The following is a 26,848-nucleotide window of genomic DNA, read 5'->3' as shown; positions in this document are numbered from 1 at the left end:
CGGGCGGCCGGCATCTCACGAGGTCAGGACACCGCGACGTCGAAGACGTGCATGATGCCCTTGTCGGTGGACTCGGGCAGGATCACCGAGTCGACCGTCTTGGTGCTGTCCAGCGCGGCCGGGGCGGTCGCGAAGACCCGGAACGTCCCGTCACCGGCCGTGCCGTTGACGTTGTTGCGGCCGGCGAGGGTGATGAGCGCGGTCGGGTCGGCCGCCGCCCAGTCGGCGAACGTGACGGTCACCGGCTGGGTCGTCCTGTCCGTGTAGACCACGGTCGCCGTGCCTGTGGACGGGCCGTTGGTGGCCAGGCCGAGGAACGAGACCCTGCCGGCGTTCTTGTTGACGAAGATCCGCTGGCCGTGCGGGATCCAGTTGTCCGGCGTGCCCGGGGCCGCGGACGGCCAGGTGAACTTCATGCCGGTGTCGCCCAGCGGCAGCGACGCGCCCGGCGTGGCACCGGCGGCGGCCAGGCTCTCGCGGGAGAAGGACCAGTCGCTCAGGTCCATCGACCCCAGGTTCCCCTGGCCGTTCGGGGTGGTGCCGACGTTGTTCCGCGCGTTCGCGCCGTCGGTGTAGGAGGGCGGGACGTCCGACGCCGCCGTGCCCCACGAGCCGGGCGTGGCCGACATCGTGAAGTCGAGGCGACCACCCGTACGGGCGAAGGAGGCGCCGAGCCAGTTGGCGCTCCGCCGGAACCCGTCGACCCGCAGCCCCGAGACGTACTTCTGGCCGGTCTGTACGCCCGGAGCGGTGATCCGGATCGTGCGGAGAAGGCTGCCGACCGGGTCGATGGTGATGCTCGGGAACATCGGAGCGCTGATCACCAGGTCACCCGTGCCGTAGATGGCCGGGTACACGCCGAGGTTGGCGAAGACGTACCAGGCGCTCAGCGAACCCTGGTCGTCGTTGCCGGGCAGCCCGGACGGCGTCGTGTCGTACATCTCGGTGACGGCCCGGTGGAGGACGTCGGCGCCCTTGGCCGGCGCCTGCAGCCAGTTGTAGACCCACGGCGTGCTGAAGGCCGGCTGGTTGGAGAGATAGTTGCCGGTCTGGGTGTATGCGCCGGCGTCGAGCTGGGCCATCAGGGTGTCGAGCTGGGCCGTGGCCGCCGCGACGCCGCCCCGCTGGGCGATCAGCGTGGACAGGTTGTGCGGGACGAGCCAGCCGTACTGGTAGCCGGTGGACTGGTTGAACTGGCCACGGCCGGCGCCGTCCTCGCGCACGCGGAGGTCGAAGCTACGGTCGAAGCCGGTGCGCTCACGCGGGCGGATGTGCTGGGTGACCGGGTCGAAGACGTTCATCCAGTTCTGCGCGCGGGCCATGAAGAAGGCCGCGTCCGATTTTTCGCCTTCTTTAAGAGCCAGCTGCGCGATGGCGAAGTCGTCGATCGAGTACTCCAGCACCCGCGACGTCGCGAAGTCGCCCTTCCGGTTCTCGATCAGGCCGGTCGCCGAGTACTGGTACGCGTCGGAGCGCGACGACGACGTGGCGGGCAGCTTCTGGGTGGCCACCATCGAGGCGAGCGCGGCCTTCCGGTCGTACCCCGTGATCCCCATGTCGTCCAGCGTGGCCAGGATGACCTGGTAGTTGTCGCCCTGCATGCGGGCATTGCCGGGCGCCCACGAGCCGCGCTGCTTCACCATGTCGACGATCGACTGGGCCATGTCGCCGGCGACCTTCGGGAAGGTCAGCGCGATCAGCTGGGCCTGGCTGCGGTACATGTCCCAGCCCGAGCCGGCGAAGTTGAGGTTCGCGTAGAAGTGGCGCCCCCGGGCGACCGTGTGCACCTGGTTGTCGTACCCCTGGTATTGCCCGTTGACGTCGTCGCGCACATTCGGGTGCAGCAGCGAGTGGTAGAGCGCGGTGTAGAACTTCGTCCGCTGCGCGTCGGTGCCGCCACCGATGTCGATCGTGCCGAGCGCCTGTTTCCAGAGGGAGCCCGCGCGGGAGCGTACGGCCTGGAAGGAAGCCCGGCCGACCTCGTGGTCCCGGTTGGCAGCAGCGTTGGTGACACTGACGTAGCTGAACCCGGTCCTGGCCGTGACCTTCGCGCCGTCCCGGAACGTGATCCAGGCGCCGGTGTCGTGCCGGTAGTCCACCCCGGTGTCGGCCGTGCTCTTGACCGCGTGGTCCGAGCCCGCGGTCATCTCGCCGTCGTTCCAGGTGCCGTACGAGGTGAAGGGCTGGTCGTACGTGGTCGAGAAGTACGCCTTGTAGTAGTTGCCGACGTCGCACACGTCGACGCCGTACATCCAGCCACTGACCGTCCGCGTCTTCGGGTCGATGGTGACCTCGCTGCCGAACGACCGGTTGTTCTGGCCCGACACGTCGAGGATCAGCGCCGCGTTGCCCTTGAAGGCGAACCGGCTCACCGCCGTCCGGGCCGAGGCCGTGAGCTCGGTCGTCACGCCGTTGTCGAGCGCGACCTTGTAGTAGCCCGGCTCGGAAACCTCATCAGCGTGACTGAAGGACAGGTAGTACGGCTTCACGTCGTCGGCCGGGCTCGACGGCAGCTTGCCGTCCGGCAGCTCACCCGCGTACGGGATGGTCGGGAACTCATAGCCCCCGTAGCGGCCGGTGCACCCGGTCCCCGAATAACGGGTCAGGCCGAACCCGCGGATCAGTGAAGCCGTGTACTCGTACCCGCCCTTCTCCCCGACCAGGGCGTTGCCGGCCTTGTAGGTGGTCGGCGAGGGCTGGACCATGCCGAACGGCACGGCCGCGCCGGGGAACGTGTTGCCGTAGGCGTCGTTGCTCTTGTTCTGCGCCGTGTCCATCTCGGTGCCGATGAACTGGTCGACCGCGTCGAACGGCGACAGCTCCCGGTGGGCGGCCGCGGGCGTGGCCAGCCCCGCGATCACCAGGAGCGGCGCCAGCGCCGAGGCCAGGTAACGGATGCGCATTCATGTTCCTTCGGCCGGAGTATCGATCAACAACGAAGCATCCGGTCCGCAGAGGACATCGAAGTGACGAAAAGTCAGACCGAAGATCAACATCGTCTTTCCCGACCGGCCTGCGACCATACCGCTATGACCTTCGATGACCTCGAAGCCGAGCAGGAGGCCCTCGACGCCGTCCTGAGCCGCCTGTCCCCCGCCGCCTGGCTGACCCCGTCGGCGGCCCCCGGCTGGACGGTGGCCGACGTCGTGCTGCACCTCGCCCAGACCGAGGAGGCGGTCGTCATGAACGCCACCGGCGGCGCCAACGTGACCGACTGGCGCAGTTTCGGCAGCGACGTGGACACCGCGATGGCCGCCATGGTCGACGCCCAGCGCGCCCCCGCCACCGTCGTCCATGACCGCTGGCGCGCCGCCCGCGTCGCCGCCCTGCAGACCCTGCGCAAGGCCGACCCGTCCCGACCCGTCCCGTGGGTCACCGGCTCTCTGAAGCCCCGCACCCTGGCCACGACCCGCCTGGCCGAGCACTGGGCCCACGCCCTGGACATCACCGGCCCACTGGGCATCGACTACCCCGACACCGCCCGTCTGCGCCACATCGCCTGGCTGGCCCACAGCACCCTGCCGTACGCCTTCCGCCTGGCCGAGCTCCCGCCGCCGGAGGTCTACTGCGAACTGACCGCCCCCGACGGCACGACGTGGCAGTACGGCAACCCGTCGGCCGCCTCCTCGATCCGCGGCCCGGCCGGCGCCTTCTGCCGGGTCGGCGCCCAGCGCCTCGCCCCCGCCGGCTCCGGCCTGCGGACCAGCGGCCCGGACGCCGACACCGCCCTGCGCCTGCTCCGCAACTACGCCGCCTGAGGATCTCGTGAACCTACGATGTGATGGTGTTTCCGGATGACCGTTGGAACGAGCGCGACCGCTACCTGACTGAGCGGGAGCGCAGACTCGATGCCCGGGAGCGGGAGCTCGAGGCCCGGGAGCGCGAGCTCGCCGAACGGCAGGAGGCTGTGCTGGAGCAAGAGCGGTTGTCGGCCGAGCGCGAGGTCGCCGCCGAGCAACGCGACCGCCGCGCCGACGAACGCGAGACCATCGCCGACGGCCGGGAGCTGCACGCCACCGCCCGCGAGCGCGAACTCGACGACCGTCAGACCCGCAGCGACGCCGGCACCGACGAGCGCGCCGACCCGATGGAGCAGGTCCAGGGCGCGTTCGCCCGCGAGGTCTCCCGTCTCGACCGCAGCGACGCCTTCCTGGAACGCTCCCGCGCCGCGGTACAGCGGGCCCAGGCCCGGCTGGACGCCCTCCGCGCCGAATGCGAGCCCCCGCCAGACCCCGACCCGACCGAGTCGGAGCAGTGATCGGGAACAGGCCTACGACAGCTCCGGATCACGCGGTATCGCGGCCGCGAAGTCCCCGAATCCCCCGACGTGGTCATCGGTCAGGAAGTCGTAGACACCCACCCGCACCGAGTCGAACCGGCCACCGAGGGGCAGGGCGGCCCGCGCCTCCTCCCGGGCCGCGGCGGCGCTTCCCGGATCGCCGGAGATCAGCAGCGCCAGCGCCCTGAGCTCGAGCAGATCGAAATCGGCCACCGGACGGCGCGCCCAGCCGGTGTCGAACTCTCGCAGCGCCACCTCGGCATGCCGCCGGGCCGCCTGCGGCCCCTGCCGGTACGAACAGATGACGGCGAGCCGGACCTGCACCACGATCGATAGCGCCGGGTCCAGGCCGAGGGCCACGTCGTAGTCCTTCACCGCGTCGTCCAGACTGGCCCCGGCGGCGCCGGCCACCACGCCGCGCAGGGCAACATCGGCCGCCCCACAGGCCAGCCTCCCGTCGTCGCGCGCGGCGGTCATCGCCTTGCGGTAGGTCTCGGCGGCCGTGGCGAAGTCGCCTTGCCAGACGTACGCCCGGCCCCTTTCTGGGCGTGCTCCAGCGCCGGCGGGAACCGGCCCTGGGCGAAGGCGGCCCGGGCCAGCCCGTCGTGGGCGTAGGCGGCCGCGGCCACGTCGTCGCCGGCCGTCGCCAGCGTCGTCCCGAACCGCTGCTCGGCCTCCGGGTAACAGCGCTTCCGCTCGTAGGCGTCGCCGATGCCGTTGAGCGCGTACGCGGCCAGCTTGTCGACGCGCAGGGCCTGCTCGTTGGCGGCGATCGAGCCGTCGTAGTCACCGCAGGCCATCAGGACGTCGGCGACGCCGTGCGGGGCGTACGCGTCGGCGGGATTGATCTTCTGCGCTGCTTCATGCATCTTTCGCGCCCCGGCGAGGTCGCCGAGGGCCAGCATCGCCTTACCCATGCCGTCGAGCGCGTACGAGTTGTCGGGATCCCGGCTGAGCGCCCACTCGTGCGCGTGTAATGCCCGAGCGCGCGGGTGAGATGGTGGAAAACCGTCGTTGCTGATGCCCTTGTCCCCCAGCGACAGCTCGTAGGCGAGGCGGCTGGCCGCCGACGCGACGAGGTCGTTGTAGCTCTCCCAGGTGTCACCGGGGCGCACGGTCACCGTGAATTCGTGCGGCGCCGTCTTGCGCGACCGCCGCATGTGGACGGTGAGCGTGAGCGCCTCATCGCGGCGATACAGACGCCCGGTGACCGTCGCGCCGGACCTCGGCAGCGGCCACAGCTGCTTCACGGCGGCCAGCATCGAGCCCAGGGGCAGGCTCGCCCCGGCGACGTCGATGGTGCCGATGGCGGCGACCGCGTCGGCCCGTCCGCTCGGGGCCAGCGGCGCTCGCACTCCGGGGGCCATGATCTCCCGCCGGCTCAGCACGGCCGGCTGCAGACCACATCGGCCGGACCGCCATGGGCGGGTGTCTGGCCGAGGCAGCCGATGGCTGTCGTCACAAGCAGCAGCGGAAGCACACAGGCGGCCCAGTGGGCGACGGTCATCAGGGCGGCGGCCGCGGCAGCACCGCCGACGAGGGCGAGCAGCTGCAGCAGCGTAGGCCAAGCGCTACGGAGGTCACCGGTCAAGGCGGTGGCCAGAGCCCCGGTCATGTAGGTCGTCGACGCGCGCAGCCGCAGGCCGACCACGCTCTGGCCGCCCATCGCGACGGCAGCCAGCGCCAGCAGGATCCGCTTGAGCCCGATACCGGGATCAGCGAGAGGGCCGGCCGCGATCACCGCCAGGAGCGCCAGCTCGGCCAGCAGGGGGACGAGCACCGTGGCGGGCAGCAGACGCCAGGTCAACACCGATGCTGGCGAAGGCCCCGCCCAGCACCGTGAGCGCCAGCAGGTCCACCGACCCGGCCGCCGCCGCCAACGCGATCGTCCCGGCCCGTTCTCTCATGGGCCGGGTACCTACCTGGGCGGCCGCCGGCCGAGGCGGGCACGTGAGCCACGAGTCAGGGACGTTCGGTTTTCCTGGCGCACGGTGTCCTCGGCTCCGATCGACCTCGGGGACGGCGAGGACGGTGACGGCGCGGAAGCAGTCTGGTGCAGACCGGGCACCCGGTCCTCGATGACGAAAGTGGCCCGGGTGCGCACGGGCGCGCCGGGCGTCGTCACGTACGGCACGACCCGGAAGTCGGCGGTCATGGTGCCGGGCGTGATGGTCGTACGGACGTACCCCCGCTGGTTGTTGTAGAAGCGCAGGTGCGGGTTCCAGGCCGCCCACGGGTACTGCCCGGAGGGGACATCGGCGCCGTCGCCGGTGGAGGTGATCGAGGAGCAGACCAGCTCGGTGCCGACCGTCCGCGGCGGCGGAGCTGAGCAGGAGGGTACGTCGCGTCAGGGCCATTCCGGCAGCCTCGACTCGATAGATGTACGTGGATAAATGCGCTGGCCAACCTGGCCGGAACGGTCGGGGCACGCTGACCGAGTGACCGCTTCCGCACCGCACGTAGTCGATCTATGTTGCTGGATATTTGTCGACTTCGAAGGGAGAGCATCGTGCGAAGACGCCTCATCGGCGCGGCCGCTGTCGCCGTACTGCTGGGAACTTTCGCTCTTTCCGCCCCCGCGCAGGCCGGGGGTGGCAGCATCAAGGATCTGCCGCGGGCGGTCACGCTGGCCGGGGTGCTGCGGCACCTGGTCGCGTTCCAGGCGATCGCCGACCGTAACAACGACACCCGCGCCTCGGGGACGCCGGGCTTCGACCGCAGCGCCGACTATGTGGCGACGTTGCTCAAGCTCGCGGGTTACCAGGTGACGCGGCAGCCGTTCGACTTCAACTACTGCACCGACGGCGCGTCCTCGTTCGTCCAGAACGCGCCGACCGCGGCGACATATGTCGACCAGGAGGACTACGACGTCCTGGACTGCTCGGGCGGCGGCTCGGCGACCGGCGCCGTGGTCGGCGTCGACCTGCAGCTGACCACCCCCAACACCAGCACCTCGGGATGCGAGGCGGGCGACTTCGTGGGTGTCGCCGGCACCATCGCGCTCGTGCAGCGGGGCGGCTGCCCGTTCGGTCAGAAGGCGGCGAACGCGGAGGCCGCCGGCGCGACCGGCGTCATCATCATGAACCAGGGTGACTCGGCCGCACCGGACCGCCAGGAGCTGTTCCAGGGAACCTTGGGCGCCCCCGTCGGCATCCCGGCCATCTCGATCTCGTACCCCCAGGGTGTGGCCTTTGCCGGCACCGCCGGCCTCAACGTCAGCATCTCGGTCGAGGCCGAGGCGGAGGTACGGCCCACCTCGAACATCATCGCCGAGTCGCGCTGGGGCGACCCGGACGAGGTCGTCATGTCGGGCGCGCACCTCGACTCCGTACCGGCCGGTCCGGGCATCAACGACAACGGCACGGGCAGCGCCGCGATCCTCGAGGCCGCGCTGCAGGCGTCCCAGCACAGGACGAAGAACAAGCTGCGCTTCGGCTTCTGGGGCGCGGAGGAGGCCAACCTGGTCGGCTCCACCTTCTACGTGAACAGCCTGCCGGCCGCCGAGCAGGCGAAGATCGCGCTCTACCTCAACTTCGACATGATCGGCTCGCCCAACTACACGTTCGGCGTGTACGACGGTGACGACTCCGCGGCCAGCGGCGCCGGTCCCGGCCCGGCCGGCTCGGCGCAGATCGAGGAGGTCTTCCAGAAGTTCTTCGCCAAGCGGGGCGAGGCCACCGCGCCGGCCGACTTCACCGGCCGTTCCGATTACGGCCCGTTCATCGCCACCGGCATCCCGGCCGGCGGCCTGTTCACCGGGGCCGAGGTCGAGAAGACCGAGGCCGACGTGGCCCTGTGGGGCGGGGTGGCCGGCGCCGCCTACGACCCGTGTTACCACCAGGCCTGCGACAGCTTCACCCCGGAGAAGGACGGCGCCGACAAGGCCCTCTACAAGCAGCTCCGCAAGAAGTACCACCTGATCGGCAACATCAACGCGTACGCCCTGGACGTCAACGCGGACGGCGTGGCCACCGCCATCGCCACGTTCGCCCAGGACACGTCCGCGATCCCGCCGCGGGCATCTCTGAAGGCAAGCTCGGCCTCGGCTCAGCTACTCCGGTAAGGCAGTGGGCCGGGGGCGTCGCGCCCCCGGCCCCCATCAGTGCGCCACGGCCGCCTTGATGACGTCCGCCACCTCTTCCGGGTGCGACAGCATCACCAGATGCGACGAGTCGATCTCGACCGTGGTCAGGCCGGCCCTCTTGTAGCCGAACCGCTCCACGTCCGGGTTGATGGTGTGGTCGGCGGCCGAGACGACACCCCAGCCCGGCTTGGAGCGCCAGGCCGCGACCGCCGCCGGCTCGCCGAACGCGGCGGCCGCCAGCGGACGCTGCGACACCGCGAGCACGCGGGCGAGCTCGGGGTCGATGTCGGCGGCGAATATCTTCGGGAGCTTCTCCGGATCGACGCTGACATCGGTGCCCGGCTCGGCCGACCCCTCGACCGGGTACGGGGTGTAGACCAGCGCCGACGCCAGATCCGAGTCGGGGAACCGGCCCTGCAGCTGGGCCAGGCTCTCCCCCTCCTCCAGCGCGTAGCCGGCCAGATAGACCAGCGCCTTGACGTTGGGCTCGGCCCCGGCCACGGTGATCACCGCCCCGCCGTACGAGTGCCCGACCAGCACGACCGGCCCGTCGATCGAGCGAAGGACCGAGGAGATGTACGCGGCGTCGCCGCTCAGCGACCGGTTCGGCACCGCCGGCACGAGCACCTTCAATCCGGCGTCGAGCAGCTCGGGCACGAGCCGGGCAAAGCTCGACCCGTCGGCGAACGCGCCGTGGACCAGGACAACAGTGGTCATTTCGGTTCCTCTCTGTATGAGGACCCGAGCACACCAGAACGCAGTGCACGATTAGTGAACGCCCGGCGCAGTGCTCTCATCAGCCAGGATCGCGTCGATGTCGGCCGTGTAGCCGGCCATCCGCTCGGCCCCGAAGGCCGCCGCGAGGACCTGCAGATCGCCACAGCCGCCGGCCCCCGAACACGGGCAGCAACCGATCCGCTGGGAGCGTGACCATCGGTACTTCCGCCACTGCCCGGTCAGCTGACGGCACGGGGCAGCGATCTTTCGACGGTTGTCGATAGCCTCGGCGGGAACTGTCCCTTCGATGGAAGGAAGTCCCGTGCGACGACTGCTAGTGGCGCTGGTCGCCACAGCGTTGACCCTCGCCGGAACGGGGGCGGCCGCGCAGGCCGCACCGGCACCGGGTGGGCCGGGATTGGGCGACAGCTACTTCCCGGACTACGGCAACAGCGGGTACGACGTGTCCCACTACGACATCCGCCTGCGCTACACGCCGGCCACCGACCGGCTGACCGGCACCACCACGATCCTGGCCCGGGCCACCCAGGATCTGAGCCGCTTCAACCTCGACTTCGTGCTCGACGTGTCCTCGGTGCTGGTGAACAACCGCCCGGCCACGTTCGCCCGGCAGGGCGACCACGAGCTCGTCGTCACGCCCGCCCGGCCGGTCGCCGACGACGGCGCCATGACGATCGTGGTGCAGTACTCCGGCGTCCCGTCGACCAAGGTCGCGGCCGGGTTCACCGCCTGGATCCGCACCCCCGACGGCGCCATGGCCATCGGCGAGCCGGAGATCGCCTGGTGGTGGTACCCGAGCAACGACCACCCGACCGACAAGGCCACCTTCGACGTGTCGGTCTCCGTCCCCGACGGCGTCGAGGCGATCAGCAACGGCGTCATGCCCCGCCCGCCGGTCCGCGAGACCCTCGGCTACACCCGCTGGAGCTGGCGTTCCCTGAAACCGCAGGCCACCTATCTGACTTTCATAACCATCGGGCAGTACGACGTCACGACCGACACGTCAGCCACCGGGCAGCCCGTCTACAACGCGTACTCCCAGCTCATGAGCCAGGAACTGCGCGAGGCCGCGCAGTCCAGCGTCGAGCGCACCGCGGAGATCGTCGACTGGGAGACCACAGTCTTCGGCCCGTACCCGTTCGAGGCCCGCGGCGGCGTGGTCGCCCCGCCCAACACGCTCTGCTGCGCGCTCGAGAACCAGACCCGCCCCAACTACGCGACGGCCTTCTTCACCCGCGGCTCCAACACCTCGGTGGTCGTCCACGAGAACGCCCACCAGTGGTTCGGCGACTCCGTCTCGGTCGCCGACTGGCAGCACATCTGGCTCAACGAGGGCTTCGCCAGCTACGCCGAGTGGCTGTGGTCCGAGAAGAACGGCGAGGGCACAGCCCAGGAGATCTTCGACTACCTGTACGCCACGTACCCCGCCGACGCCCCCGTCTGGACCACCGCCCCCGCCGACCCGGGCGTGGCCCAGCTGTTCGGCGACGCCGTCTACGACCGCGGCGCCATGACCCTGCACCAGCTCCGCGTAGCCGTCGGCGACGACGACTTCTTCGAGATCCTGCGCACCTGGGCCGCCGACCACCGCTACGGCAACGCCACCACCAAGCAGTTCACCGACCTGGCCGAGAAAATCTCCGGCCAGGACCTGGACGCCTTGTTCCAGGCCTGGCTCTACACCCCGGCCAAGCCGGCCGTGGCCGGCACCCTGGCCCGCACGGCCGCCCCCAAGGCCCCGAAGTCGTGGGCCCAGATCAGCCACACCCACGATCTGCTCCACCAGCCCTGACCCTCAGTACGGCCGGCCGGGACAACCAATCCCGGCCGGCCGCGGAGCAAGTGCTCGAGATTGCCGCACCGATGGTGGGTGGCTTGGGTGGCACCTGGCGGTTGACGGACGGGCCGATGCTGCGGTCAGGTTCGCTGGGCATCCGGGTTCTTCCCTCGCGGCGCGTCAGGCCATCCAGGCGTGGATCGAGACCTGCCTGGTCACCGTTCTGGAGATGGTCGAGCAGAAGGGCCGGCTGGCGACCCACTTCCGGTCCGGCGATCGGGGTGGCTTCCCCGGGTGGCATGCCATCGTGGGCAGCGCCACCGGCTGGTCGGTCGACGGTTCGCAGGGCAAACAGGAGTGGCTGGCCGAGGCGATGCCCTGGTCGGCTCTGGTGCCGGTCATCGCGACTGGGCTTGACCGGCCGTTCCTCAACGGTGTCCGCCTGCTGGTCGGGCAGGGCGGTGACTTCACCGAATGCGAGGTCCGGATCAACGGTCAAAGACACGAACCATCCGAGGCAGCGCTCGCCGCGATGAATTGGCCCCGGGTTGGCACGCACTTTCGTCCTGCTCGTCGGCCCCGACCACTAACCGTCGCCAAGCGCGCGTGGTCGGTGGTGGCGGCCGAATGCGCTGCGGAGCATTCGCGTGGCGGTGCCCGGCGTTCTGTCCATCGTGGAGGAAACCCTGATCCCGCGAAGCTCAGACCGTGGGCACCAGCAGGATCTTGCCGGTGAGGCCGCCCCGCTCGGCGCGGCGCAGGGCGGCGGCCTGATCCAGAGGTAGACGGAGTCGATCTGCGCCTTGATCTGGCCGGTGGCCAGATGGTGAACAGGGTCTGGAGATCTTCGGTCAGGTGGCACCGGTAGGTGTCGAGGTTGCGGTGCCCGGCCCAGATCTCGCGGTGGCCCGGCGGGCGTTCGCCGATCTCACCGAGCACCTGGCCGCCGCCGGCGCCGGGGGCTGGCCGCCCGCCATCACGGAAAGCGTCCTGGACAGCCTGGTCAGACGCCTTCGATGACGGCCGAGCCGAGGACGGTGACCGGGAGGTACGAGGTGACCAGAATGAGCAGCAGGCCGACGATGGTGAGCAGCCAGGCCCGGCCGGTGGTCGGTGAGCGCCGGGATCGGACCCAGAGCCACAGCGCGGTGGGGTAGGCGATCAGGGCCGGCACACCGAGCGCAACGGGCAGGTTGAAGAAGCCGCCGCTGAGACCCATCAGGGCGAAGAACAGAGCGGGCGGCAGGCTGACGACGCCGGCCAGGACGGTGAGCGTGATCAAGACGTCGCTGGGGAGCCGGGACGGCGGGGCGTTCTCCACCGCGCGACCCTAACGGTAGCGTCGCGGGCATGAAGGTTGCGGTGGTCGGTGGGGGCGTTGTCGGGCTGTCGGTCACTGCGGCGTTGCAGCGACATGGGGTCGGCGTCTGGTGTTACGAGGCGGGCGAGCCGATGGGGGAACGCTCGGCCGGTGACACCCGCATCTTCCGGCTGGCGCACGCGTATCCGGACATGGTGGAGCTGGCCGCGAGGTCGCGGGAGCTGTTCGCCGACTGGAGCGGCCGGGCCGGCACACAGTTCGTCGACGAGGTCGGCACGGTGGTGAGCGGGCCCGAAGCTCCGAAATGGGCGGAGGCGATGGCGGGGGTGGACCACGAGCTGGTGGAGCCCGGTTCGCCGCTGCTGCGGCTGCCGGCCACCACGTTCGCCGGGCCGGCGCTGGTTGATCCGGCCGGCGGGGTGATCCGGGTGGACCGGATCCGGGCCCACCTCACCAGGGAGACGCAGGGCCGGCTGCGCCGAGCGCACGTCGACGCCGTCGAGGAGGTCGCAGGCGGGGTGCGGGTCAGGGCGGCCGGCGACGTCGAGACGTTCGATGCGGTGCTGATCTGCGCGGGGGCGGGCACGCCGGCATTGGCCGCGCAGGCCGGGATCGAGATCTCGTCGGCGCTGGAGCATCACCTGCGGGTCAGCTTTCCGATCAGGCCCGGGGCGCCCGAGCCGCTGCAATGCTGGATCGCCAGTGAAAGCGGCACCTACCAGCATCTGGCCGCGCCGGGGACCTGGGCGGTCGGCGGGGACGTCGACGCGGCGCTGGTCGCCTGGGACGGCGGACGAGCGGCCGCGGAACGCGCATCGGTCGACTTCCTCACCGCGTACGTCACCGAGCACTTGCCGTTTGTCGAGCCGCGCCCGGTCGGCCGGGTCTATTGCACGCACGACCCGGCCCTCGGCGACGGGCTGCAGTTCGTGCGCAACGGGCGGGTGCTCGTCACGTACGGCGAGAATCTGATGAAGTTCGCCCCGCTGCTCGGCGAGATGCTCGCCCGGGCCTGCGCCGACGGTTCCACCCCGGCCGACGCCGGCCCGAACGCGCCTGACGCTTAGTGACGACGGGCCGGGTCCGGGACGGGCACGGCGGCGATCAACCCCTGGGTGTACGGATGTTCCGGCGCCCGCAGCACGTCGGCGGTGCGACCCTGCTCGACTATCTGGCCGCGGTGCATCACGGCGACGCGGTGGGCGAGTTGCTCGACCACCGCGAGGTCGTGGCTGATGAACAGGCAGGCGAAGCCGAAGTCGCGCTGCAACGAGCGCAGCAGGTCCAGGACGCGGGCCTGCACCGACACGTCGAGGGCGCTGGTCGGCTCGTCGGCGATCAGGAGCGCGGGGTTGAGGGCCAGCGCCCGGGCCAGGGCCACCCGTTGTCTTTGGCCACCGGACATCTCGTACGGGTAGCGGCTGCGCAAGCCCACGGAGAGCTGGACCGCCTCGAGGAGCTCGTCGACCCGGCGCCGCAAGGCGACGGCGTCGAGTTCGCGGTGCAGCACAAGCGGTTCGGCGATGCTGTCGGCGATGGTGACGCGCGGGTTGAGCGAGGACGCCGGGTCCTGGAAGACGATGCCGATGCCGGAACGGATCCGGCGCAGCTCGGCCGCGCGCCGCCACGGGTGCCGGGCCGCCCGCCCGATGTCCGCGCCGCCGACCAGCGCCACCCCGGACGTGGCCGGGACCAGGCCGGCCACGACCCGCCCGATCGTCGACTTGCCGGAGCCCGATTCGCCGACCAGGCCGAGGATCTCGCCGCCGCCGACGCCGAGCGAGACGCCGTCGACCGCGCGGAACCCGCCCGAGTAGTCGACGACCAGGTCGGTCAACCTCAGGGCGTCCGGCCCGGTTTCCGCCAGGACCGGAGAGGGCGACGAGCCGAGCTTCGGTACGGCGTCGAGCAGCGCCCGCGTGTAGTCCTCGGCCGGCGCGGCGAAGAGCTGGCCGACCGGCGCGGTCTCCACGACCCGGCCCTGGTTGAGCACGACCACGTCGTCGGCCAGGTCGGCCACCACACCCATGTCGTGGGTGATGAGCAGGATGGCCATGCCGAGGCGCTCGCGCAGGTCGCGCAGCAGCTCGAGGATGCCGGCCTGCGCGGTGACGTCCAGCGCGGTGGTCGGCTCGTCGGCGATCAGCAGCACCGGGTCGCAGCTGATGGCCATGGCGATCATCGCGCGCTGCAGCTGGCCGCCGGAGAGCTGGTGCGGGTAGGAGCGGGCCACCCGGGGCGGATCGTCGAGCCCGACGATCGACAGCAGCTCGTGGATCCGCTGTTTCGGCGCAGCCCGCCGATGAGTACGGAGGGCCTCGGCGATCTGGTTGCCGATGGTGAAGACCGGGTTGAAGGCGGTCATCGGCTCCTGGAAGATCGTGCCGATCTTTCCGCCGCGCAGCTCGCGCAGCCGCTCCGGTCGCGCGCCGAGCAGCTGCTCGCCCTCGAGGGTGATGCTGCCGGTCACCGTGGCGGTGGCCGGCAGCAGGCCCAGGATCGACATGGCGGAGACGCTCTTGCCCGAGCCGGACTCGCCGACCAGCGCCAGGACCCGCCCGCGGTGCAGCTCGAAGGCCACACCGCGGGTCGCCTCGACCTCGAACGAGATGGAGAGGTCCTCCACAGACAGGAGAGTCACTGCTTCAGCGAGACTTTCAGGTAGTTCGGGTAGGCCGGGAAGGCGGCCACGAAGAAGTTCTGCACGTTGGAGCCGTGCAGGAACGAGTTCTTCGTGTAGGTCAGCGGCACGACCGGCGCGTCCTGCAGGATCCGCTTGTCGGCCTGGGCCCACAGCGTCTGCGCCTTGGCCTGGTCGGTCTCGGCCAGCGCCTGCTCGATCAGCTGGTCCACCTCGGGCTGCGAGTAGCGCGAGATGTTGTAGCCCCCACCGCCGATCTCCTTGGACTCGAACAGCGGCTGGATGTTGCCGTTGGCGCTCGGGAAGTCCGGCTGCCAGCTGCTCAGCGTCAGGTCGAAGTCGGGCTTGTCGCCGGTGATGGTGTCGGTGACCGTGGTCTCCTCGGCCGGCTTGATGGTGACCTTGATGCCGGCCCGCTGCAGGCCCTGCTGGATGGCCTGCGCCTTGGCCAGGCTGACCTGGTCGTTCTCGGAGAGCAGGGTCAGGTTGAGGTTGGTCTGGCCGGCCTCGGTGAGCAGCTGCTTGGCCTTGGCCACGTCACCGGACGGGTCGGCCTGGTAGAGGTCGTACTCCTGACGGCCGGCGACGCCGGGGGTGATCAGGGTGGTGGCGAGGTCACCGCCGGTGGCGCCGCCCGAGGCGACCTGGTACGCCTTCTTGTCCACCGCGTACTCGATGGCCTGCCGGACCTTGACGTCTTTGAGCGGCCCGCGGGTGGTGTTGAGGGCCAGGTAGGCCAGTGCGCCCGCGTCCGAGGTGACCAGCCGCTGCTTGGCCGACGCGTTGGCCTGGATCTGGGCCAGCTGGGCGGGCGGCACGAAGCCGGCGCCGAACGCGTTCTTGTCGTCGCCGGCGTCGGCGATCAGCCGCTGGGCGGCCACGGTGGCGTCCTGGCCGAGCTGGAAGACGACCTGGTCGGGCCCGGCGGTGCGGACGGTGTCGGTCTTGGCGTCCCACGTCTGCCCCCGGACGACGCGGGCGATCCCCGGCCAGCCGAACAGGCCGATCACCAGGATCAGCAGCAACTGCTTGGGGAACTTGACCGGCACGATGGCCCCGAGCGCGATGGCGAAGACCAGCCAGGGGAAGCCGAGCAGCACGTCGGTGATCCGGCTCAGCACCCGGTCGAACCAGCCCCCGAAGAAGCCGGCGGCGATGCCGACCAGCGTGCCGACCAGCACCGCGATGGCCGTGGCGGCGACTCCGACCAGCAGCGACGTCCGGGCCCCGTGGACCACGATGGCGAACAGGTCGCGCCCGGTCATCGGCTCCACGCCGAACCAGTGGTCGGCGCTGATGCCGCCGCCGGCGCCTTTCGGCGTGCCGGAGTATTAGGTGTAGGTCGGTCGTGCTACCCCTCGGTGCGGCGGTGCCACCCGCTGATGCGCACCTCGGCGTTCGGCGCGACCCGGCCCACCTCGTCGGCGAAGGCGACCAGCCCCTCCCCGGAGAACACGCTCCAGGCCCGCCCGTCGCGCCGCACCACGCGGACCGTGTTACCACTCTCGGGCGCGCCGATCTCGGCCAGCTCCGCCAGCGGAACCCGCCAGCGGCCCAGCAGGGAGCGCAACACCAGCTCCTGCTCCGTGAGCTCCATCCGGTAGATCAGCCGAACCGCCACGTACCACCAGCCCAGCGGAATCGCGATGAGAAGGAAGAGAGTCTCGGCCCACCACGGCCCGGCGTCGACGAACAGCGCCCCGATCGGCAACGCGATCGAGGCCAGCAGCATGAACGGGATCACCAGGGCGGCGTGGTGGTATCGATAGGTCTTCATGCCCAGGGCTGTTACCCAGGTGGGGCCACAACCGCCACATCGGATTCGGTCAGGCTGCCCAGGACCACGAGGCCGTTCCGCTCGGCGGCCGAGGTGACGAAGCCGTACGACCCGTCGCCGCTCCGCAGATCGTGCGCGAGCCGCCCGTCCGGCGTGAAGGCCATCACCCAGGCGATCGGCACGGCTTTCGGCCGTACGCCCGCCGGCAGCGCCCAGAGCGCCCGCCGCAACAGACCCGGCAGCGGAAGCAGCCGGTCGAGCAGCGCGTTGCGCGGCGCGGCGATCGCCACCCAGACCAGCCCGTCGCTGCCGAGCCACATGTTGTCCGGGAAGCCCGGCAGGTTGTCGACCAGAACCTCGGTGCGGCCATCGATCCAATGGCGCTGGATCCGATAGCCGGCCGTCTCGGCGACCAGCAGATGCGACTCGTCGGGGGCGAGCACGAGCCCGTTGGCGAACTTCAGCCCATCGAGGACCGTCGTAACCGTGCCGTCCGGGTCGCGGCGCATCAGCCGCCCGGTGCACGAATGCTCGAAGATGTCACCCAGGTGCTCGTCGAGACTCCACCGCGTCGTGGATGTGGTGAACCAGATGACGCCCGCGCTGTCCTCGACCACGTTGCTCGGAAAGGTGACGTCGACGAGCCGCTCCACTGTGCCGTCCACCTTGAGCAGCCCTTTGTCGTGATCGCAGACCAGCACGCTGCCGTCGGCGCGGGCGTGCAGACCGAGCGGCCGCCCACCCGTCTCGGCCAGAACCGTCCGGTCGCCCGTGGCCGGGTCGATCCGCACGATGCGCCCGCCGGCCAGCCCGCAGACGACGTGGCCGTCCCGGTCGAAGACGACATCCTCCGGGCCGCGCCCACCGGTGGCCAGCCGCCGCTCGACGACGAGGGGCGCGGTCGGGCCGGCGTCGACCCGGGGCGGCGGCTTCCAGCGGGCCATCAGCGGTAGGTGAGCAGTCGCTGGCCGGGCTCGAGATGGCTGTGCTCGTTGTACGTGGACAGCCACAGCCCGCTGCGGCCACGCACCAGCTTGGTGACGCCGGTGTTGACCGCCACCCGGTTGAGCGCCGTCCACAGCGTCGCGAGCGTGCCCGGATCGACCTTCGGCCCCGCCGTGAGCAGCGCGGCGGCCAGCGCGATCGGCCCACCCGAACTCACCACCACAATCTCCCGGTGCTCCGCCAGCAGCTCACCGGCCCGCTCCAGCGCCCCCGCGACCCGCTCCCGGAACGCCGGAAACGACTCGTCGTACTCCCGGTCGTACGCCCCCGAGCACCACCGCCCGGTAGCCGCCTCGAACAACTCCTGAAACGCCCGCGGCGCCAACTCCCGGAACGCCGGATCGTGCAGCTCCACCACCCGCTGAAAGTCGAACTCATCCCACCCGGAATCGACGCTGACCGGCACCGCTTCGCCCAGCCCGTCCAGCAGCCCCTCCACCGTCTGCCGGTGACGCCGCAACTCCCCACACAGCACCAGGCCGGGCCGGATCCCGCGCTCGCCCAAGCTCTTGCCAAGCACCCGCGCCTGCTCAGCACCGAGCTCGGACAGCGCGTCGTAAACCGCCGCCCCGAACGAGGCCTGCCCATGCCTCACCAGCAGAAGCCGCGCCAAGCTTCCTCCTCAGGCCGGATTCCGGCGATCGTAACTCGCCGTCAGTAGTACTGCACGACGCAGAACTCGTTGCCCTCCGGGTCGGCCATGACGAGGACCACGCCCTCGGGGTAGTCGTGCCGTTCGCCGCTCCACCGGCCGCCCAAGGCTTCGACCCGAGCCATCGCTTCGCCGGCGTCGGGCACGGCGACGTCCAGGTGGAGCCGCGTCTTGCCGACCTTGGGTTCGGGCACCGGCTGGAACGTCAGCACCGGGCCGGCGCCGGCGACGGTGACGCGCCGCCAGCCGGGTAGGGACTCGGTCACCCGGCCACCGAGCACAGCCGACCAGAAGCCGGCCAGCCCCTCCGGATCCCGGCAATCGATCGTGACCCCGGCCAGCCGGCCCACCGTACCCACGACGTCCAACGTAGAGCATCGCTCCTGTTACGCTGCAGCCGGCAAGCTTTCCGTCGTGGGTGGGTGCCCCGGGTGACGACCAACGTTGAATGCCGGACTGATCACCATCGCCGCGCTGCGCGCCGGCAACTCGACTTCCGCGAGCTCGCCGGCTTCGACGCGGACCTGCTCGCCGTCAACCCACCGCAGCGTCCCGCGTCCATTTTGGAGTGCGCCGAACCCGACCACAGGCATCTGCACGAGGGCGGCGGCCCCGACGGTCTCGACACGCTGCGGCTCGTCTTGAAACACACCACAGCGACCACCGTCCGTACCACCGCCGCCGGCATCCTCCCGATCCACACGGTCGAGGGCCGAACGCGCCGCCTCGTGCTGACCGCCACCGTCCCGATGCACCGCGCCTGGCATCCCCTTACCGGCCCGCAGGCACCGGTCAATGTGTGGGACCTGCAAGATTGATAGATTTCATTCATGATCGAGAGTCGGCCGCCATCAGCGTTGTTCGTTGCCGCCGATGTGCACGGCCATCGTGCGGAGTTTCGGGATGTCCTGCGCGACGCCGGTCTTGTCGATGGCGACGGCCATTGGTCGGGGCGAGACGCTCGGTTGTGGCTTCTGGGCGACTACGTCGACCGGGGACCGGACGGTATCGGCGTCATTGACGACATCCGGCGGTGGACCCGGCAGGCTGCCGAGGCAGGCGGCGAGGTCGGCGCGCTGCTGGGCAATCACGAGGTGCAGTTGATGGCGGCCCACCTGTTCGGCACCACGCCGGTACCCGGATGGGATGTGCCCGATGGTTTCCGGGGTGGCTGGGCCCGCTTCGGCGGCCGTGACAACGACTTGCGCCGACTCAGCGGTACCCATGTCTCGTGGATCGCCGCACGGCCCGCAATGGCAGTGCTCGACGATCACCTGCTGATCCACTCGGACACCACTGCCTACCTCGAATTCGGCGACAGCGTCACCGCCGTCAACGCCACGGTGTCCGAAGCTCTCGCCGAGCGCGACGTCCGAAGCTGGGCACTGTTCTGCCAGCGAATGAGCGACCGCGGCGCCTTCCGCGACAACGAGACGGTCACGCCCGGCGATGCTGTCAGCAGGATGCTTGCGACGTACGGCGCCAGCGTGCTGGTGCACGGGCACAGCACTTTGACCAAGCACTTCGGCGTGACGCCGAGTGAGGTGCGCGAGCCCCTGCGATACGCCGCCCAGCGCGTTGTCAATATCGACGGCGGCGTCTATGAGGGCGGCCGGATCCTCCTTACCCGGCTCGCCTGACCAACGGGCGTCAGTCGAGGCAGAACTCGTTGCCTTCGATGTCCTGCATGTTCTGGCAGGACTCGTTCTCCTCGTCGGCCAGAAGGAGGCGGCCTCGGACGGCGCCGAGGGCGACCAGCCGGACGGCTTCGGCTTCCAGGGCGGCCAGGCGTTCCTCGCCGACCAGGCCGGTGCCGACGCGGACGTCCAGGTGCACTCGGTTCTTGACGGTCTTGCCCTCGGGGACTTGCTGGAAGTAGAGGCGCGGGCCGGCGCCGGTGGGGTCGTAGGCGGCGGCTCCCGGGCCGTTGGAGGCGGGTGCTACGTAGCCGAGCGCTTCGGCCCAGAAGCGGGCCACGCGCGCGGGGTCCGCGCAGTCGAAGGTGATCTGGACCTGCTTGACGGACGCCATCCGACCACCATAGGGATTCCCGTGATCTCGATTCTAGGCGGCGTCGCGGACGCGGGGGCGGCCGGCCAGGCGGCGTAGCCAGGACCGCAGGGACGCGGTCAGGGCGTCCTCGTACTCGGCGAGGGCGTTGTGCGCCTCCAGGACCGGGGTGGCGGCGCGCCGGCTCGGGCGTTTCAGGGCGGCCAGGCAGGAGTCGATGACGGCCTCGAAGGTCTCCCGGTCGGCGGCGGCGGTGGCCAGCAGGACCCGGACGATGACGTCCTCGCCGGTGACGTCGGGTGGGACGCCGAGCATCCAGGCGCGCTGGCGGGCGTAGCCGGCGTCGGTCAGGGAGAAGATCAGCGGGCTGCGGGGGCGGTTGGCCGCCTCGGTGCCGACGTGGCCGAGGCGGTCCTGGCGGCGCAGGGCGGCCAGGACGCGGGCGATGTCGACCGAGCGCTCCCGGCCGAAGGTCTGGGCGTGGCGCTGCTGCAGCTCGTGCGCGGTGCCCGGCCGGTCGGCCAGGAACACCAGCAGGATGTTGCCGAGCGTCGCCGTCATCGAAGTCAGCCCTATCCTCCGCGAACAAAAGCTTCTACAGCCTGTAAAAGTTAGCAGGCATAGACGATCTCGCTATGCTGCGCTCGTGCACGCCGACGACGAAGAGGCGCCCGGGCGCCGCCAGGCCGGCGCGCTGGAGTCGGAGATCCTCCGCGTCCTGGTCGCCGCCGGCGGGCCGCTCACACCGCGCGACGTGCTGGGCCGGCTGAGGTCGCGTCTGTCGTACAGCACGGTCGTGACCGTTCTGACCCGGATGTACGAGAAGGGCGTGCTGGCACGCTTCAAGGACGGCCGCTCGTTCCGGTACGCGCCGCTGACCGACGAGGCCTCGATGGTCGCCCGCAAGATGGGCTCGCTGCTGGACACCGGCAGCGACCGGGCGACGGTGCTGCGCCGCTTCGTCGGCGAGTTGCAGCCCGGCGACGAGGACCTGCTGCGCCGGCTGCTGGCCGACGCCGAGGAGGACTGAGCCCCGCGAGGACGCCCCTGGACACTAAGGCCAGCCTTCCCTAATCTACAGTCTGTAGTAGCTAGGTTAGGCACGCCTTAGTGTTTAGTGATCGGTGAAGGGACGTCCATGCTCGCCACCTACCTCATCGGCCTGCGCGAGGGGCTCGAGGCCACATTGGTGGTCAGCATCGTCATCGCGTTCCTGGTCAAGGCCGGCCGCAAGGACCGCCTGCCGCAGGTCTGGGCCGGCGTCGGCCTGGCCGTCGCGCTCTCCGTCGGCTTCGGCTGGCTGCTCAGCTACACCTCGACCACGCTGCTGCAGAAGTACGAGCAGCGCGAGCTGTTCGAGGCGATCACCTCGATCCTGGCTGTCGCCTTCGTCACCTGGATGATCTTCTGGATGCGCAAGGCCGCCCGCTCCATCGCCGGCGAGCTGCGCGGCAAGCTCACCGACGCGCTGGCCGTCGGCTCGGTCGCGGTCGGCGTGATGGCCTTCCTCGCGGTGGTCCGCGAGGGCCTCGAGACCTCGCTCATCTTCTACTCGGCGGTGCAGGGCGCCAGCATCAACGGCGGCCCCCTTTACGCCCTTCTCGGTGGTATCGCCACGGCGGTCCTGCTCGGCTTTCTGATGTACGCCACGGCGGTGCGCATCAATCTCACGGTGTTCTTCACCGTGACCGGGACCCTGCTCATCCTGGTCGCCGCCGGAATCCTCAAGTACGGCGTGCACGACCTGCAGGAGGCCGCCGTCGTGCCCGGGCTCAACAACCTGGCGTACGACATCAGCGGCGCCCTCGACCCCAACGCGTGGTACACCGCGCTGCTCACCGGCATGTTCAACGTCACCCCGACGGCCACGGTGCTCGAGGTCGTCGCCTGGGTCGTCTACGCCGTACCCGTCCTCTTCCTGTTCCTGAAGCCGACCGCCAGCAAGCCGGCGGCCGTGACTACCGCCCCCGCGCAGTCCTAGGAGATATACCGTGCGCAAAACACCCCTTCTGCTGGCCGTGGTGACGGCCTGTTCCGTCGCCGCCTGCGGATCCGGCGACTCCGGCACGGACGAGGCGGCCGGCGGCCCGATCGCGGTCAAGGCGACCGACACCGGCTGTGAGGTCGGCAAGACCACCGTGGACGCCGGCACCAGCGTATTCGCCATCACCAACGGCGGCAACAAGGTCACCGAGTTCTACGTGTACGCGCCGGGCGACCGGGTCATGGCCGAGGTCGAGAACATCGCCCCCGGGCTGTCGCGCAACCTGCACGTCGAGCTGCCCGCGGGCTCGTACGAGACCGCCTGCAAGCCCGGGATGATCGGCAAGGGCATCCGGGGCGCGCTGACCGTCTCCGGCTCGGCCCCGGCCCTGACCGAGGACGCCAAGCTGGCCGACGCCACCGCCAGCTACAGCCGCTACGTCAAGAGCCAGACCGGCGCGCTCGAGACCAAGACCACCGAGTTCGTGACCGCGGTCAAGGCGGGCAAGGTCGACGAGGCCAAGGCGCTGTTCCCGGTCGCCCGCACCTACTGGGAGCGGATCGAGCCGGTGGCCGAGATCTTCGGCGACCTCGACCCGCGGATCGACGGGCGCGAGGAGGTCACCGAGGAGGGCATGAAGTTCGGCGGCTTCCACCGCATCGAGAAGGACCTGTGGGCCGCCAAGCCGGACATCTCCAAGGACGGCCCGATCGCCGACCAGCTGCTGACCGACGTCAAGGAGATCGTGCAGAAGGCCAACGCCGAGAAGCTGTCCCCGCTGCAGCTCGCCAACGGGGCCAAGGGCCTGCTCGACGAGGTCGCCTCCGGCAAGATCACCGGCGAGGAGGACCGCTACTCGCACACCGACCTGTGGGACTTCAACGCCAACGTCGAAGGCTCCCAGGCGGCCATCGCGGCGCTGCGCCCGGTGCTCGAGGAGCGCGACCCCGCCCTGGTCAAGACGCTGGACACCGAGTTCGCGAACGTCGACGCGGCGCTGGAGAAGTACCGCGACGGTGACGGTTACAAGCTGCACAACCAGCTCACCCAGGCCGACCTGAAGACCCTGTCGGACGCCATCAACGCGCTCGCCGAGCCGATCAGCAAGGTGGCGGCGGTCGTGGCCAAGAAGGCCTGATCATGCCGTGGAAGATGTCGCGCCGGCAAGCCATCACGCTTGCCGGCACCGGCGTGGGGGTGGGCGCGGCCGGTCTGGCCGGGGGCGCCGCGCTGAGAAGGGGCGAGCCCGAGGCCGGGCCCGCCTCGGACGTCGTCGCGTTCACCGGCGAGCACCAGGCCGGTATCGTCACGCCGGCCCAGGACCGGCTGCACTTCGTCGCGTTCGACGTCATCACCAAGGACCGCGACAAGCTCGTCCAGATGCTCCGCGACTGGACGGCGGCCGCGGCGCGGATGACGGCCGGGCAGGACGCGGGTTCGATCGGCGCGGTCAACGGCATCCCGGAAGCGCCGCCGGACGACACCGGCGAGGCCCTCGGCCTGTCGCCGTCGTCGCTCAGCATCACCGCCGGCTTCGGCCCGAGCCTGTTCCGCGACGCCGGCGGCAAGGACCGGTTCGGCCTGGCCGCCCGGCAGCCCAAGGCCCTCGCGCCGCTCCCCCGCTTCACCGGGGACACGCTCGACGCGGCCATCTCGGGCGGCGACATCGCCATCCAGGCCTGCGCCAACGACCCCCAGGTGGCCGTGCACGCGATCCGCAACCTGGCCCGCATCGGGATGGGCACGGTCAGCGTACGCTGGTCCCAGCTGGGCTTCGGGCGTACGTCGTCGACCGCGGCCGGCCAGGCGACGCCGCGCAACCTGTTCGGCTTCAAGGACGGCACCCGCAACCTCAAGGCGGAGGAGACCGACCAGCTGCGCGAGCACCTGTGGGTGCAGCCGGGCGACGGCCCGGACTGGATGACCGGCGGATCGTACCTGGTCACCCGCAAGATCCGGATGCTGATCGAGACGTGGGACCGCTCGTCGCTGGCCGAGCAGGAGCAGATCGTGGGGCGGCTCAAGGGCAGCGGGGCGCCGATCGGGGCCGAGTCCGAGTTCGACGAGCCCGACTTCACCGCGGTCGGCGCGGACGGGCAGCCGCTCGTGCCGGCGACCGCGCACGTACGGCTCGCGCACCCGGACGCCAACAAGGGGGCGCGCATGCTGCGGCGGGGCTACAACTTCGTCGACGGCTCGGACGGGCTCGGGCGTCTCAACGCAGGGCTGTTCTTCATCGCGTACCAACGGGACCCGGCCCGGGCCTTCATCCCGGTCCAGCGGAGCCTGGCCGCCAACGACGAGATGAACGAGTACGTGCGGCACGTCTCCAGCGGCATCTTCGCCTGCCCGCCGGGCCTGCGCGGCCCCGGCGACTTCTGGGGGAGCGGCCTGTTCGGCTGAGCGGGCGGGGCGGTCGGTCCCGCGGCCGATCGGCCCGCCCGTACGATGGCGGAATGCACCCGTTCACGATCGGCCCCCGATGACCGCCTCCCCGCAGGCGACGTTCGTCGTCGAATACCCGTGCGACTTGTTCTGCCGCATCGAGATCGAGGTGGCCGGGGAGCACAGCCAGGTGACCCTGGAGCAGATGTGGGCCAAGGCCGACGAGCAGCACCGGCACATCCACGAGCCGGACGCCGCGGCCGAGCCCACCCCGGCCGCCGAGCCGGAGGCCCTGCGCCGCCCCGCCGCCACCGTCTTCCAGGCTGCCCCCGGCGGCCCCACCGAGTCGCCCGAGCTTCCGCGCGGCCCGCGCGGCCCGCGCCGCCACGGCCGCCGCTAGCAGGGTCAGGAGCGTTCGAGGGCCGAGCGGTCCCATTCGGCCAGCTCGGCCGCGGCTTCGTACGTCGACGTGAGGAATTCGGTCAGGGCCGCGTCCGGATCCGCGGCCCCGGCGACGGCCTCGTACGGCAGCAGGAACTCGCGGATGCCGTGGTCGTAGTGAGCGGCTTCCGGGCGTACGGCGAAGTCGGCGTAACCCGCCGGCTCAGGGTAGGCATAGGCGTAGAACGCGCCCTCCTCTCCCCCGCCCGGCCAGAAGCCGAAGCTGGCCAGCTCGTGCGAGTAGGCCTCGTGCATGACCGAGGGCGGGCAGTTGGGCGCGCCGCCGGGATGCTGCGGGGCGGCCCGGCCGGAGAAGCGGGTGTACGCGAGGTCCAGCGACCCCCAGAAGAAGTGCACCGGGCTGGTCTTGCCGAGGAACTCCCACCGGAACCGGCTCATCACCCGCTCCACCTGCAGCAGCTGACGCCAGAAGAGCCGGACGGCGTCACCGTCGTACGACCGGTGTTGCTCGTCCTCGGCGAACGGGATGGCCGGGTCGACCTCGTTCGGCACGGGATGGATGGCCGTCTCGATGTCGAGCTCGGCCAGGGCGAGCATGGTCTCGCGGTAGAACTGCGCGACCGTCTTGGGCTCGAGCGGGATCGTCCGCGACCGCCCGTCGCTCGTGCTGATCCGCAACACCTGGTCGAGAAAGTCAAATTCCACTTCGAAGGACAGGTGCCGGTACGGAATCGCGGACGTGGTCAGCCCTCGCGCGCTCGGATAGAGCGTCACATGCCACCAGTGGTTGACCGCCGGCGCGTGCGCCATCCGCACCTTGCCCACGATCTGCGCCCACAACTGCAGCGTGTCGCGCGTGTCGACCCAGTCGGTCACCTTCAGCCGAGGCCAATCGCTTCGTCCCATCGCCCGAGCCTGCCACACGACCCCCGCCGCGCTCTTCGACGGAGATCACAACCCGCGGAGTTCCCCGTTCCCGCCCTCACCGTGGTGGATCTGCACTTGGTGATTAGTGGTGCCCTGTGCGCCGTCACTCGTCGTCCGTGCTGGGCATGCGCGGTGAATCGGGGAGTCGAACCCCTGCGCCTGCCCTCGGCGCGCCAGGAGGTGAGCCGGATCACCCGCCGGCTCTCGGGTTCGTGCACGCCTCCACCTCGGCTACCTGCTCCGCGTCCTGATCAGTCGAGCAGCTCGGCCTCCCAGTTCGTCCGCTGGATGAGCGTGTCGACCTCGCGCAGCTGCCGGGCCAGCTCGTCGGCCTCGCGCCGCAGATCGGCCACCGGCAGCGCCGGAATCATCTTCAGCTCCGAGCGCAGCTGCCGGAACCCACGCTGCCCGTCACCGGCCGCGGCGTCGGCGGCCGAGGTGATCACGCTGTGCCGCAGACGCAGCACATCCCGGCGGGCGAGCGCGTCGGTGAGGGTGCCACCCTCGACCTGGGTGGCGGCATTGGTGCGATTGATCCGCCGGATCAGCGACTCGAGCTCGCCGAGCACCTCGCCGGCCTCGGCCAGCAGTGAGGCGGCATCCTCGGCCGGCGTCTCGCCTTCCTGGTAGCGGGCGCTGCTGGCCACCCGGGCGCGGAGCTGCTCCGCGCGCCGCGACGCTTCCGCACGCAGGGCGAGAGCCTCAGCAAGTTTCATCCGGTGATTATGGCCGATCATGACGAGCGCGGGCACAGGCGGTGGCCTCAGCCACGGGGCATCTTTCTTCGGTCCGCTTTCGGTCCCCCTTGCTGTCATGGACCACGAGGGCGGGCGTTCGGCGTGTGCCCCCCAAACCCCGGACGCCCG

30 protein-coding genes and 2 pseudogenes are annotated in these 26,848 nt (G+C 70.6%); 15 read left to right on the top strand and 17 right to left on the bottom strand.

Features of this window, described 5'->3' with window-relative positions; genetic code table 11:
• Nucleotides 1-23: 23 nt before the first annotated feature.
• Nucleotides 24-2,903, bottom strand: a complete 2,880-nt coding sequence (locus AB0J66_RS34980) for a GH92 family glycosyl hydrolase (RefSeq protein ID WP_364670089.1) — start codon at nt 2,901-2,903, stop codon at nt 24-26.
• 126 nt (nt 2,904-3,029) lie between these two features.
• On the opposite strand from AB0J66_RS34980, the gene AB0J66_RS34975 reads away from it, so the two are divergent.
• The gene (locus AB0J66_RS34975; RefSeq protein WP_364670086.1) at nt 3,030-3,758 is read left to right on the top strand and encodes a maleylpyruvate isomerase family mycothiol-dependent enzyme; all 729 of its coding nucleotides are present in this window, start codon (nt 3,030-3,032) and stop codon (nt 3,756-3,758) included.
• Between the two features lie 26 nt (nt 3,759-3,784).
• Nucleotides 3,785-4,258, top strand: a complete 474-nt coding sequence (locus AB0J66_RS34970) for a hypothetical protein (RefSeq protein ID WP_364670084.1) — start codon at nt 3,785-3,787, stop codon at nt 4,256-4,258.
• Between the two features lie 12 nt (nt 4,259-4,270).
• Here AB0J66_RS34970 and AB0J66_RS34965 read toward each other — a convergent pair whose 3' ends face one another.
• From AB0J66_RS34965 to AB0J66_RS34950, 4 genes are all read right to left on the bottom strand, one after another.
• Complete coding sequence (locus AB0J66_RS34965; protein WP_364670081.1) at nt 4,271-4,756, bottom strand: hypothetical protein; 486 nt, start codon at nt 4,754-4,756, stop codon at nt 4,271-4,273.
• Nucleotides 4,753-5,667, bottom strand: coding sequence for a hypothetical protein (locus AB0J66_RS34960; RefSeq protein WP_364670078.1), 915 nt, complete (start codon nt 5,665-5,667; stop codon nt 4,753-4,755). The genes AB0J66_RS34965 and AB0J66_RS34960 overlap by 4 nt, the downstream gene beginning before the upstream one ends.
• Entirely contained in the window at nt 5,661-6,089 is a 429-nt protein-coding gene (locus tag AB0J66_RS34955) for a DUF1275 family protein (protein WP_364670075.1), read from the bottom strand. Before AB0J66_RS34955 ends, AB0J66_RS34960 begins: the two co-directional genes overlap by 7 nt.
• A gap of 108 nt (nt 6,090-6,197) precedes the next feature.
• A complete protein-coding gene (locus AB0J66_RS34950) occupies nt 6,198-6,560 on the bottom strand; it encodes a hypothetical protein (protein ID WP_364670233.1) in 363 nt (120 codons plus the stop codon).
• Between the two features lie 189 nt (nt 6,561-6,749).
• Here AB0J66_RS34950 and AB0J66_RS34945 point away from each other — a divergent pair.
• Both AB0J66_RS34945 and AB0J66_RS34940 read left to right on the top strand, forming a co-directional pair.
• Nucleotides 6,750-7,454 (top strand): annotated as a pseudogene (locus AB0J66_RS34945) (PA domain-containing protein); the annotation flags it as partial.
• A gap of 84 nt (nt 7,455-7,538) precedes the next feature.
• Nucleotides 7,539-8,249 (top strand): annotated as a pseudogene (locus AB0J66_RS34940) (M28 family peptidase); the annotation flags it as partial.
• A 129-nt stretch (nt 8,250-8,378) separates the two neighbouring features.
• Here AB0J66_RS34940 and AB0J66_RS34935 read toward each other — a convergent pair.
• Nucleotides 8,379-9,080, bottom strand: coding sequence for an alpha/beta hydrolase (locus tag AB0J66_RS34935; protein ID WP_364670072.1), 702 nt, complete (start codon nt 9,078-9,080; stop codon nt 8,379-8,381).
• A 322-nt stretch (nt 9,081-9,402) separates the two neighbouring features.
• Here AB0J66_RS34935 and AB0J66_RS34930 point away from each other — a divergent pair, with 322 nt between their 5' ends.
• The 3 genes from AB0J66_RS34930 to AB0J66_RS34920 all read left to right on the top strand — a co-directional run bounded on the left by AB0J66_RS34930 (nt 9,403) and on the right by AB0J66_RS34920 (nt 11,898).
• Nucleotides 9,403-10,893 (top strand): M1 family metallopeptidase, encoded by a 1,491-nt coding sequence (locus AB0J66_RS34930; RefSeq protein WP_364670069.1) that lies wholly within the window; start codon nt 9,403-9,405, stop codon nt 10,891-10,893.
• Nucleotides 10,874-11,614 (top strand): DUF6348 family protein, encoded by a 741-nt coding sequence (locus AB0J66_RS34925; protein ID WP_364670231.1) that lies wholly within the window; start codon nt 10,874-10,876, stop codon nt 11,612-11,614. Before AB0J66_RS34930 ends, AB0J66_RS34925 begins: the two co-directional genes overlap by 20 nt.
• A 119-nt stretch (nt 11,615-11,733) precedes the next feature.
• Nucleotides 11,734-11,898, top strand: coding sequence for a hypothetical protein (locus AB0J66_RS34920; protein ID WP_364670067.1), 165 nt, complete (start codon nt 11,734-11,736; stop codon nt 11,896-11,898).
• On the opposite strand, the gene AB0J66_RS34915 is transcribed toward AB0J66_RS34920, so the two are convergent.
• Entirely contained in the window at nt 11,882-12,199 is a 318-nt protein-coding gene (locus tag AB0J66_RS34915; protein WP_364670064.1) for a hypothetical protein, read from the bottom strand. The two genes, AB0J66_RS34920 and AB0J66_RS34915, sit on opposite strands and share 17 nt — an antisense overlap.
• 29 nt (nt 12,200-12,228) lie before the next feature.
• On the opposite strand from AB0J66_RS34915, the gene AB0J66_RS34910 reads away from it, so the two are divergent.
• A complete protein-coding gene (locus AB0J66_RS34910; RefSeq protein WP_364670062.1) occupies nt 12,229-13,266 on the top strand; it encodes an FAD-dependent oxidoreductase in 1,038 nt (345 codons plus the stop codon).
• Here AB0J66_RS34910 and AB0J66_RS34905 read toward each other — a convergent pair.
• The 6 genes from AB0J66_RS34905 to AB0J66_RS34880 form a co-directional block, all read right to left on the bottom strand.
• Nucleotides 13,263-14,840: an ABC transporter ATP-binding protein gene (locus tag AB0J66_RS34905; protein WP_364670059.1), complete on the bottom strand. Its 1,578-nt coding sequence runs from the start codon at nt 14,838-14,840 to the stop codon at nt 13,263-13,265. The two genes, AB0J66_RS34910 and AB0J66_RS34905, sit on opposite strands and share 4 nt — an antisense overlap.
• Nucleotides 14,837-16,105 (bottom strand): ABC transporter substrate-binding protein, encoded by a 1,269-nt coding sequence (locus tag AB0J66_RS34900; RefSeq protein WP_364670056.1) that lies wholly within the window; start codon nt 16,103-16,105, stop codon nt 14,837-14,839. Before AB0J66_RS34900 ends, AB0J66_RS34905 begins: the two co-directional genes overlap by 4 nt.
• 86 nt (nt 16,106-16,191) lie before the next feature.
• Nucleotides 16,192-16,617 carry a hypothetical protein gene (locus AB0J66_RS34895; RefSeq protein ID WP_364670054.1) on the bottom strand — a complete coding sequence of 142 codons (426 nt, stop codon included), beginning with the start codon at nt 16,615-16,617 and terminating at the stop codon, nt 16,192-16,194.
• 11 nt (nt 16,618-16,628) lie between these two features.
• The gene (locus AB0J66_RS34890) at nt 16,629-17,561 is read right to left on the bottom strand and encodes an SMP-30/gluconolactonase/LRE family protein (RefSeq protein ID WP_364670051.1); all 933 of its coding nucleotides are present in this window, start codon (nt 17,559-17,561) and stop codon (nt 16,629-16,631) included.
• Nucleotides 17,561-18,235, bottom strand: a complete 675-nt coding sequence (locus AB0J66_RS34885) for a histidine phosphatase family protein (RefSeq protein ID WP_364670049.1) — start codon at nt 18,233-18,235, stop codon at nt 17,561-17,563. The genes AB0J66_RS34890 and AB0J66_RS34885 overlap by 1 nt, the downstream gene beginning before the upstream one ends.
• A 41-nt stretch (nt 18,236-18,276) precedes the next feature.
• Nucleotides 18,277-18,633 carry a VOC family protein gene (locus AB0J66_RS34880; protein ID WP_364670046.1) on the bottom strand — a complete coding sequence of 119 codons (357 nt, stop codon included), beginning with the start codon at nt 18,631-18,633 and terminating at the stop codon, nt 18,277-18,279.
• Nucleotides 18,634-18,705: 72 nt separating this feature from the next.
• Here AB0J66_RS34880 and AB0J66_RS34875 point away from each other — a divergent pair, with 72 nt between their 5' ends.
• On the top strand, nt 18,706-19,092 hold the full coding sequence (locus AB0J66_RS34875) for a hypothetical protein (protein WP_364670043.1): 387 nt from the start codon (nt 18,706-18,708) through the stop codon (nt 19,090-19,092).
• A 12-nt stretch (nt 19,093-19,104) separates the two neighbouring features.
• Entirely contained in the window at nt 19,105-19,914 is an 810-nt protein-coding gene (locus tag AB0J66_RS34870; protein ID WP_364670040.1) for a metallophosphoesterase, read from the top strand.
• A gap of 10 nt (nt 19,915-19,924) precedes the next feature.
• Here the strand turns inward: AB0J66_RS34870 and AB0J66_RS34865 are convergent, their stop codons facing one another.
• Nucleotides 19,925-20,305, bottom strand: coding sequence for a VOC family protein (locus tag AB0J66_RS34865; RefSeq protein ID WP_364670037.1), 381 nt, complete (start codon nt 20,303-20,305; stop codon nt 19,925-19,927).
• 33 nt (nt 20,306-20,338) lie between these two features.
• Complete coding sequence (locus AB0J66_RS34860; protein WP_364670034.1) at nt 20,339-20,845, bottom strand: hypothetical protein; 507 nt, start codon at nt 20,843-20,845, stop codon at nt 20,339-20,341.
• An 85-nt stretch (nt 20,846-20,930) separates the two neighbouring features.
• On the opposite strand from AB0J66_RS34860, the gene AB0J66_RS34855 reads away from it, so the two are divergent.
• From AB0J66_RS34855 to AB0J66_RS34835, 5 genes are all read left to right on the top strand, one after another.
• Nucleotides 20,931-21,314 carry a BlaI/MecI/CopY family transcriptional regulator gene (locus AB0J66_RS34855; protein WP_364670031.1) on the top strand — a complete coding sequence of 128 codons (384 nt, stop codon included), beginning with the start codon at nt 20,931-20,933 and terminating at the stop codon, nt 21,312-21,314.
• A gap of 108 nt (nt 21,315-21,422) precedes the next feature.
• Complete coding sequence (efeU, locus tag AB0J66_RS34850; protein WP_364670028.1) at nt 21,423-22,265, top strand: iron uptake transporter permease EfeU; 843 nt, start codon at nt 21,423-21,425, stop codon at nt 22,263-22,265.
• Nucleotides 22,266-22,275: 10 nt separating this feature from the next.
• On the top strand, nt 22,276-23,406 hold the full coding sequence (efeO, locus tag AB0J66_RS34845) for an iron uptake system protein EfeO (protein WP_364670026.1): 1,131 nt from the start codon (nt 22,276-22,278) through the stop codon (nt 23,404-23,406).
• A 2-nt stretch (nt 23,407-23,408) separates the two neighbouring features.
• Complete coding sequence (gene efeB, locus AB0J66_RS34840; RefSeq protein ID WP_364670023.1) at nt 23,409-24,671, top strand: iron uptake transporter deferrochelatase/peroxidase subunit; 1,263 nt, start codon at nt 23,409-23,411, stop codon at nt 24,669-24,671.
• A 79-nt stretch (nt 24,672-24,750) separates the two neighbouring features.
• On the top strand, nt 24,751-25,053 hold the full coding sequence (locus AB0J66_RS34835; RefSeq protein ID WP_364670020.1) for a hypothetical protein: 303 nt from the start codon (nt 24,751-24,753) through the stop codon (nt 25,051-25,053).
• A gap of 5 nt (nt 25,054-25,058) precedes the next feature.
• On the opposite strand, the gene AB0J66_RS34830 is transcribed toward AB0J66_RS34835, so the two are convergent.
• Together AB0J66_RS34830 and AB0J66_RS34825 are read right to left on the bottom strand one after the other, a co-directional pair.
• Nucleotides 25,059-25,961, bottom strand: coding sequence for a DUF5996 family protein (locus tag AB0J66_RS34830; RefSeq protein ID WP_364670018.1), 903 nt, complete (start codon nt 25,959-25,961; stop codon nt 25,059-25,061).
• A gap of 272 nt (nt 25,962-26,233) precedes the next feature.
• Nucleotides 26,234-26,698, bottom strand: a complete 465-nt coding sequence (locus tag AB0J66_RS34825) for a DIP1984 family protein (RefSeq protein WP_364670015.1) — start codon at nt 26,696-26,698, stop codon at nt 26,234-26,236.
• Nucleotides 26,699-26,848: the final 150 nt, after the last annotated feature.

Source organism: Actinoplanes sp. NPDC049598, assembly GCF_040675435.1.
Lineage (GTDB): Bacteria > Actinomycetota > Actinomycetes > Mycobacteriales > Micromonosporaceae > Actinoplanes.
This window is presented reverse-complemented; position numbering and strand designations above follow the sequence as displayed.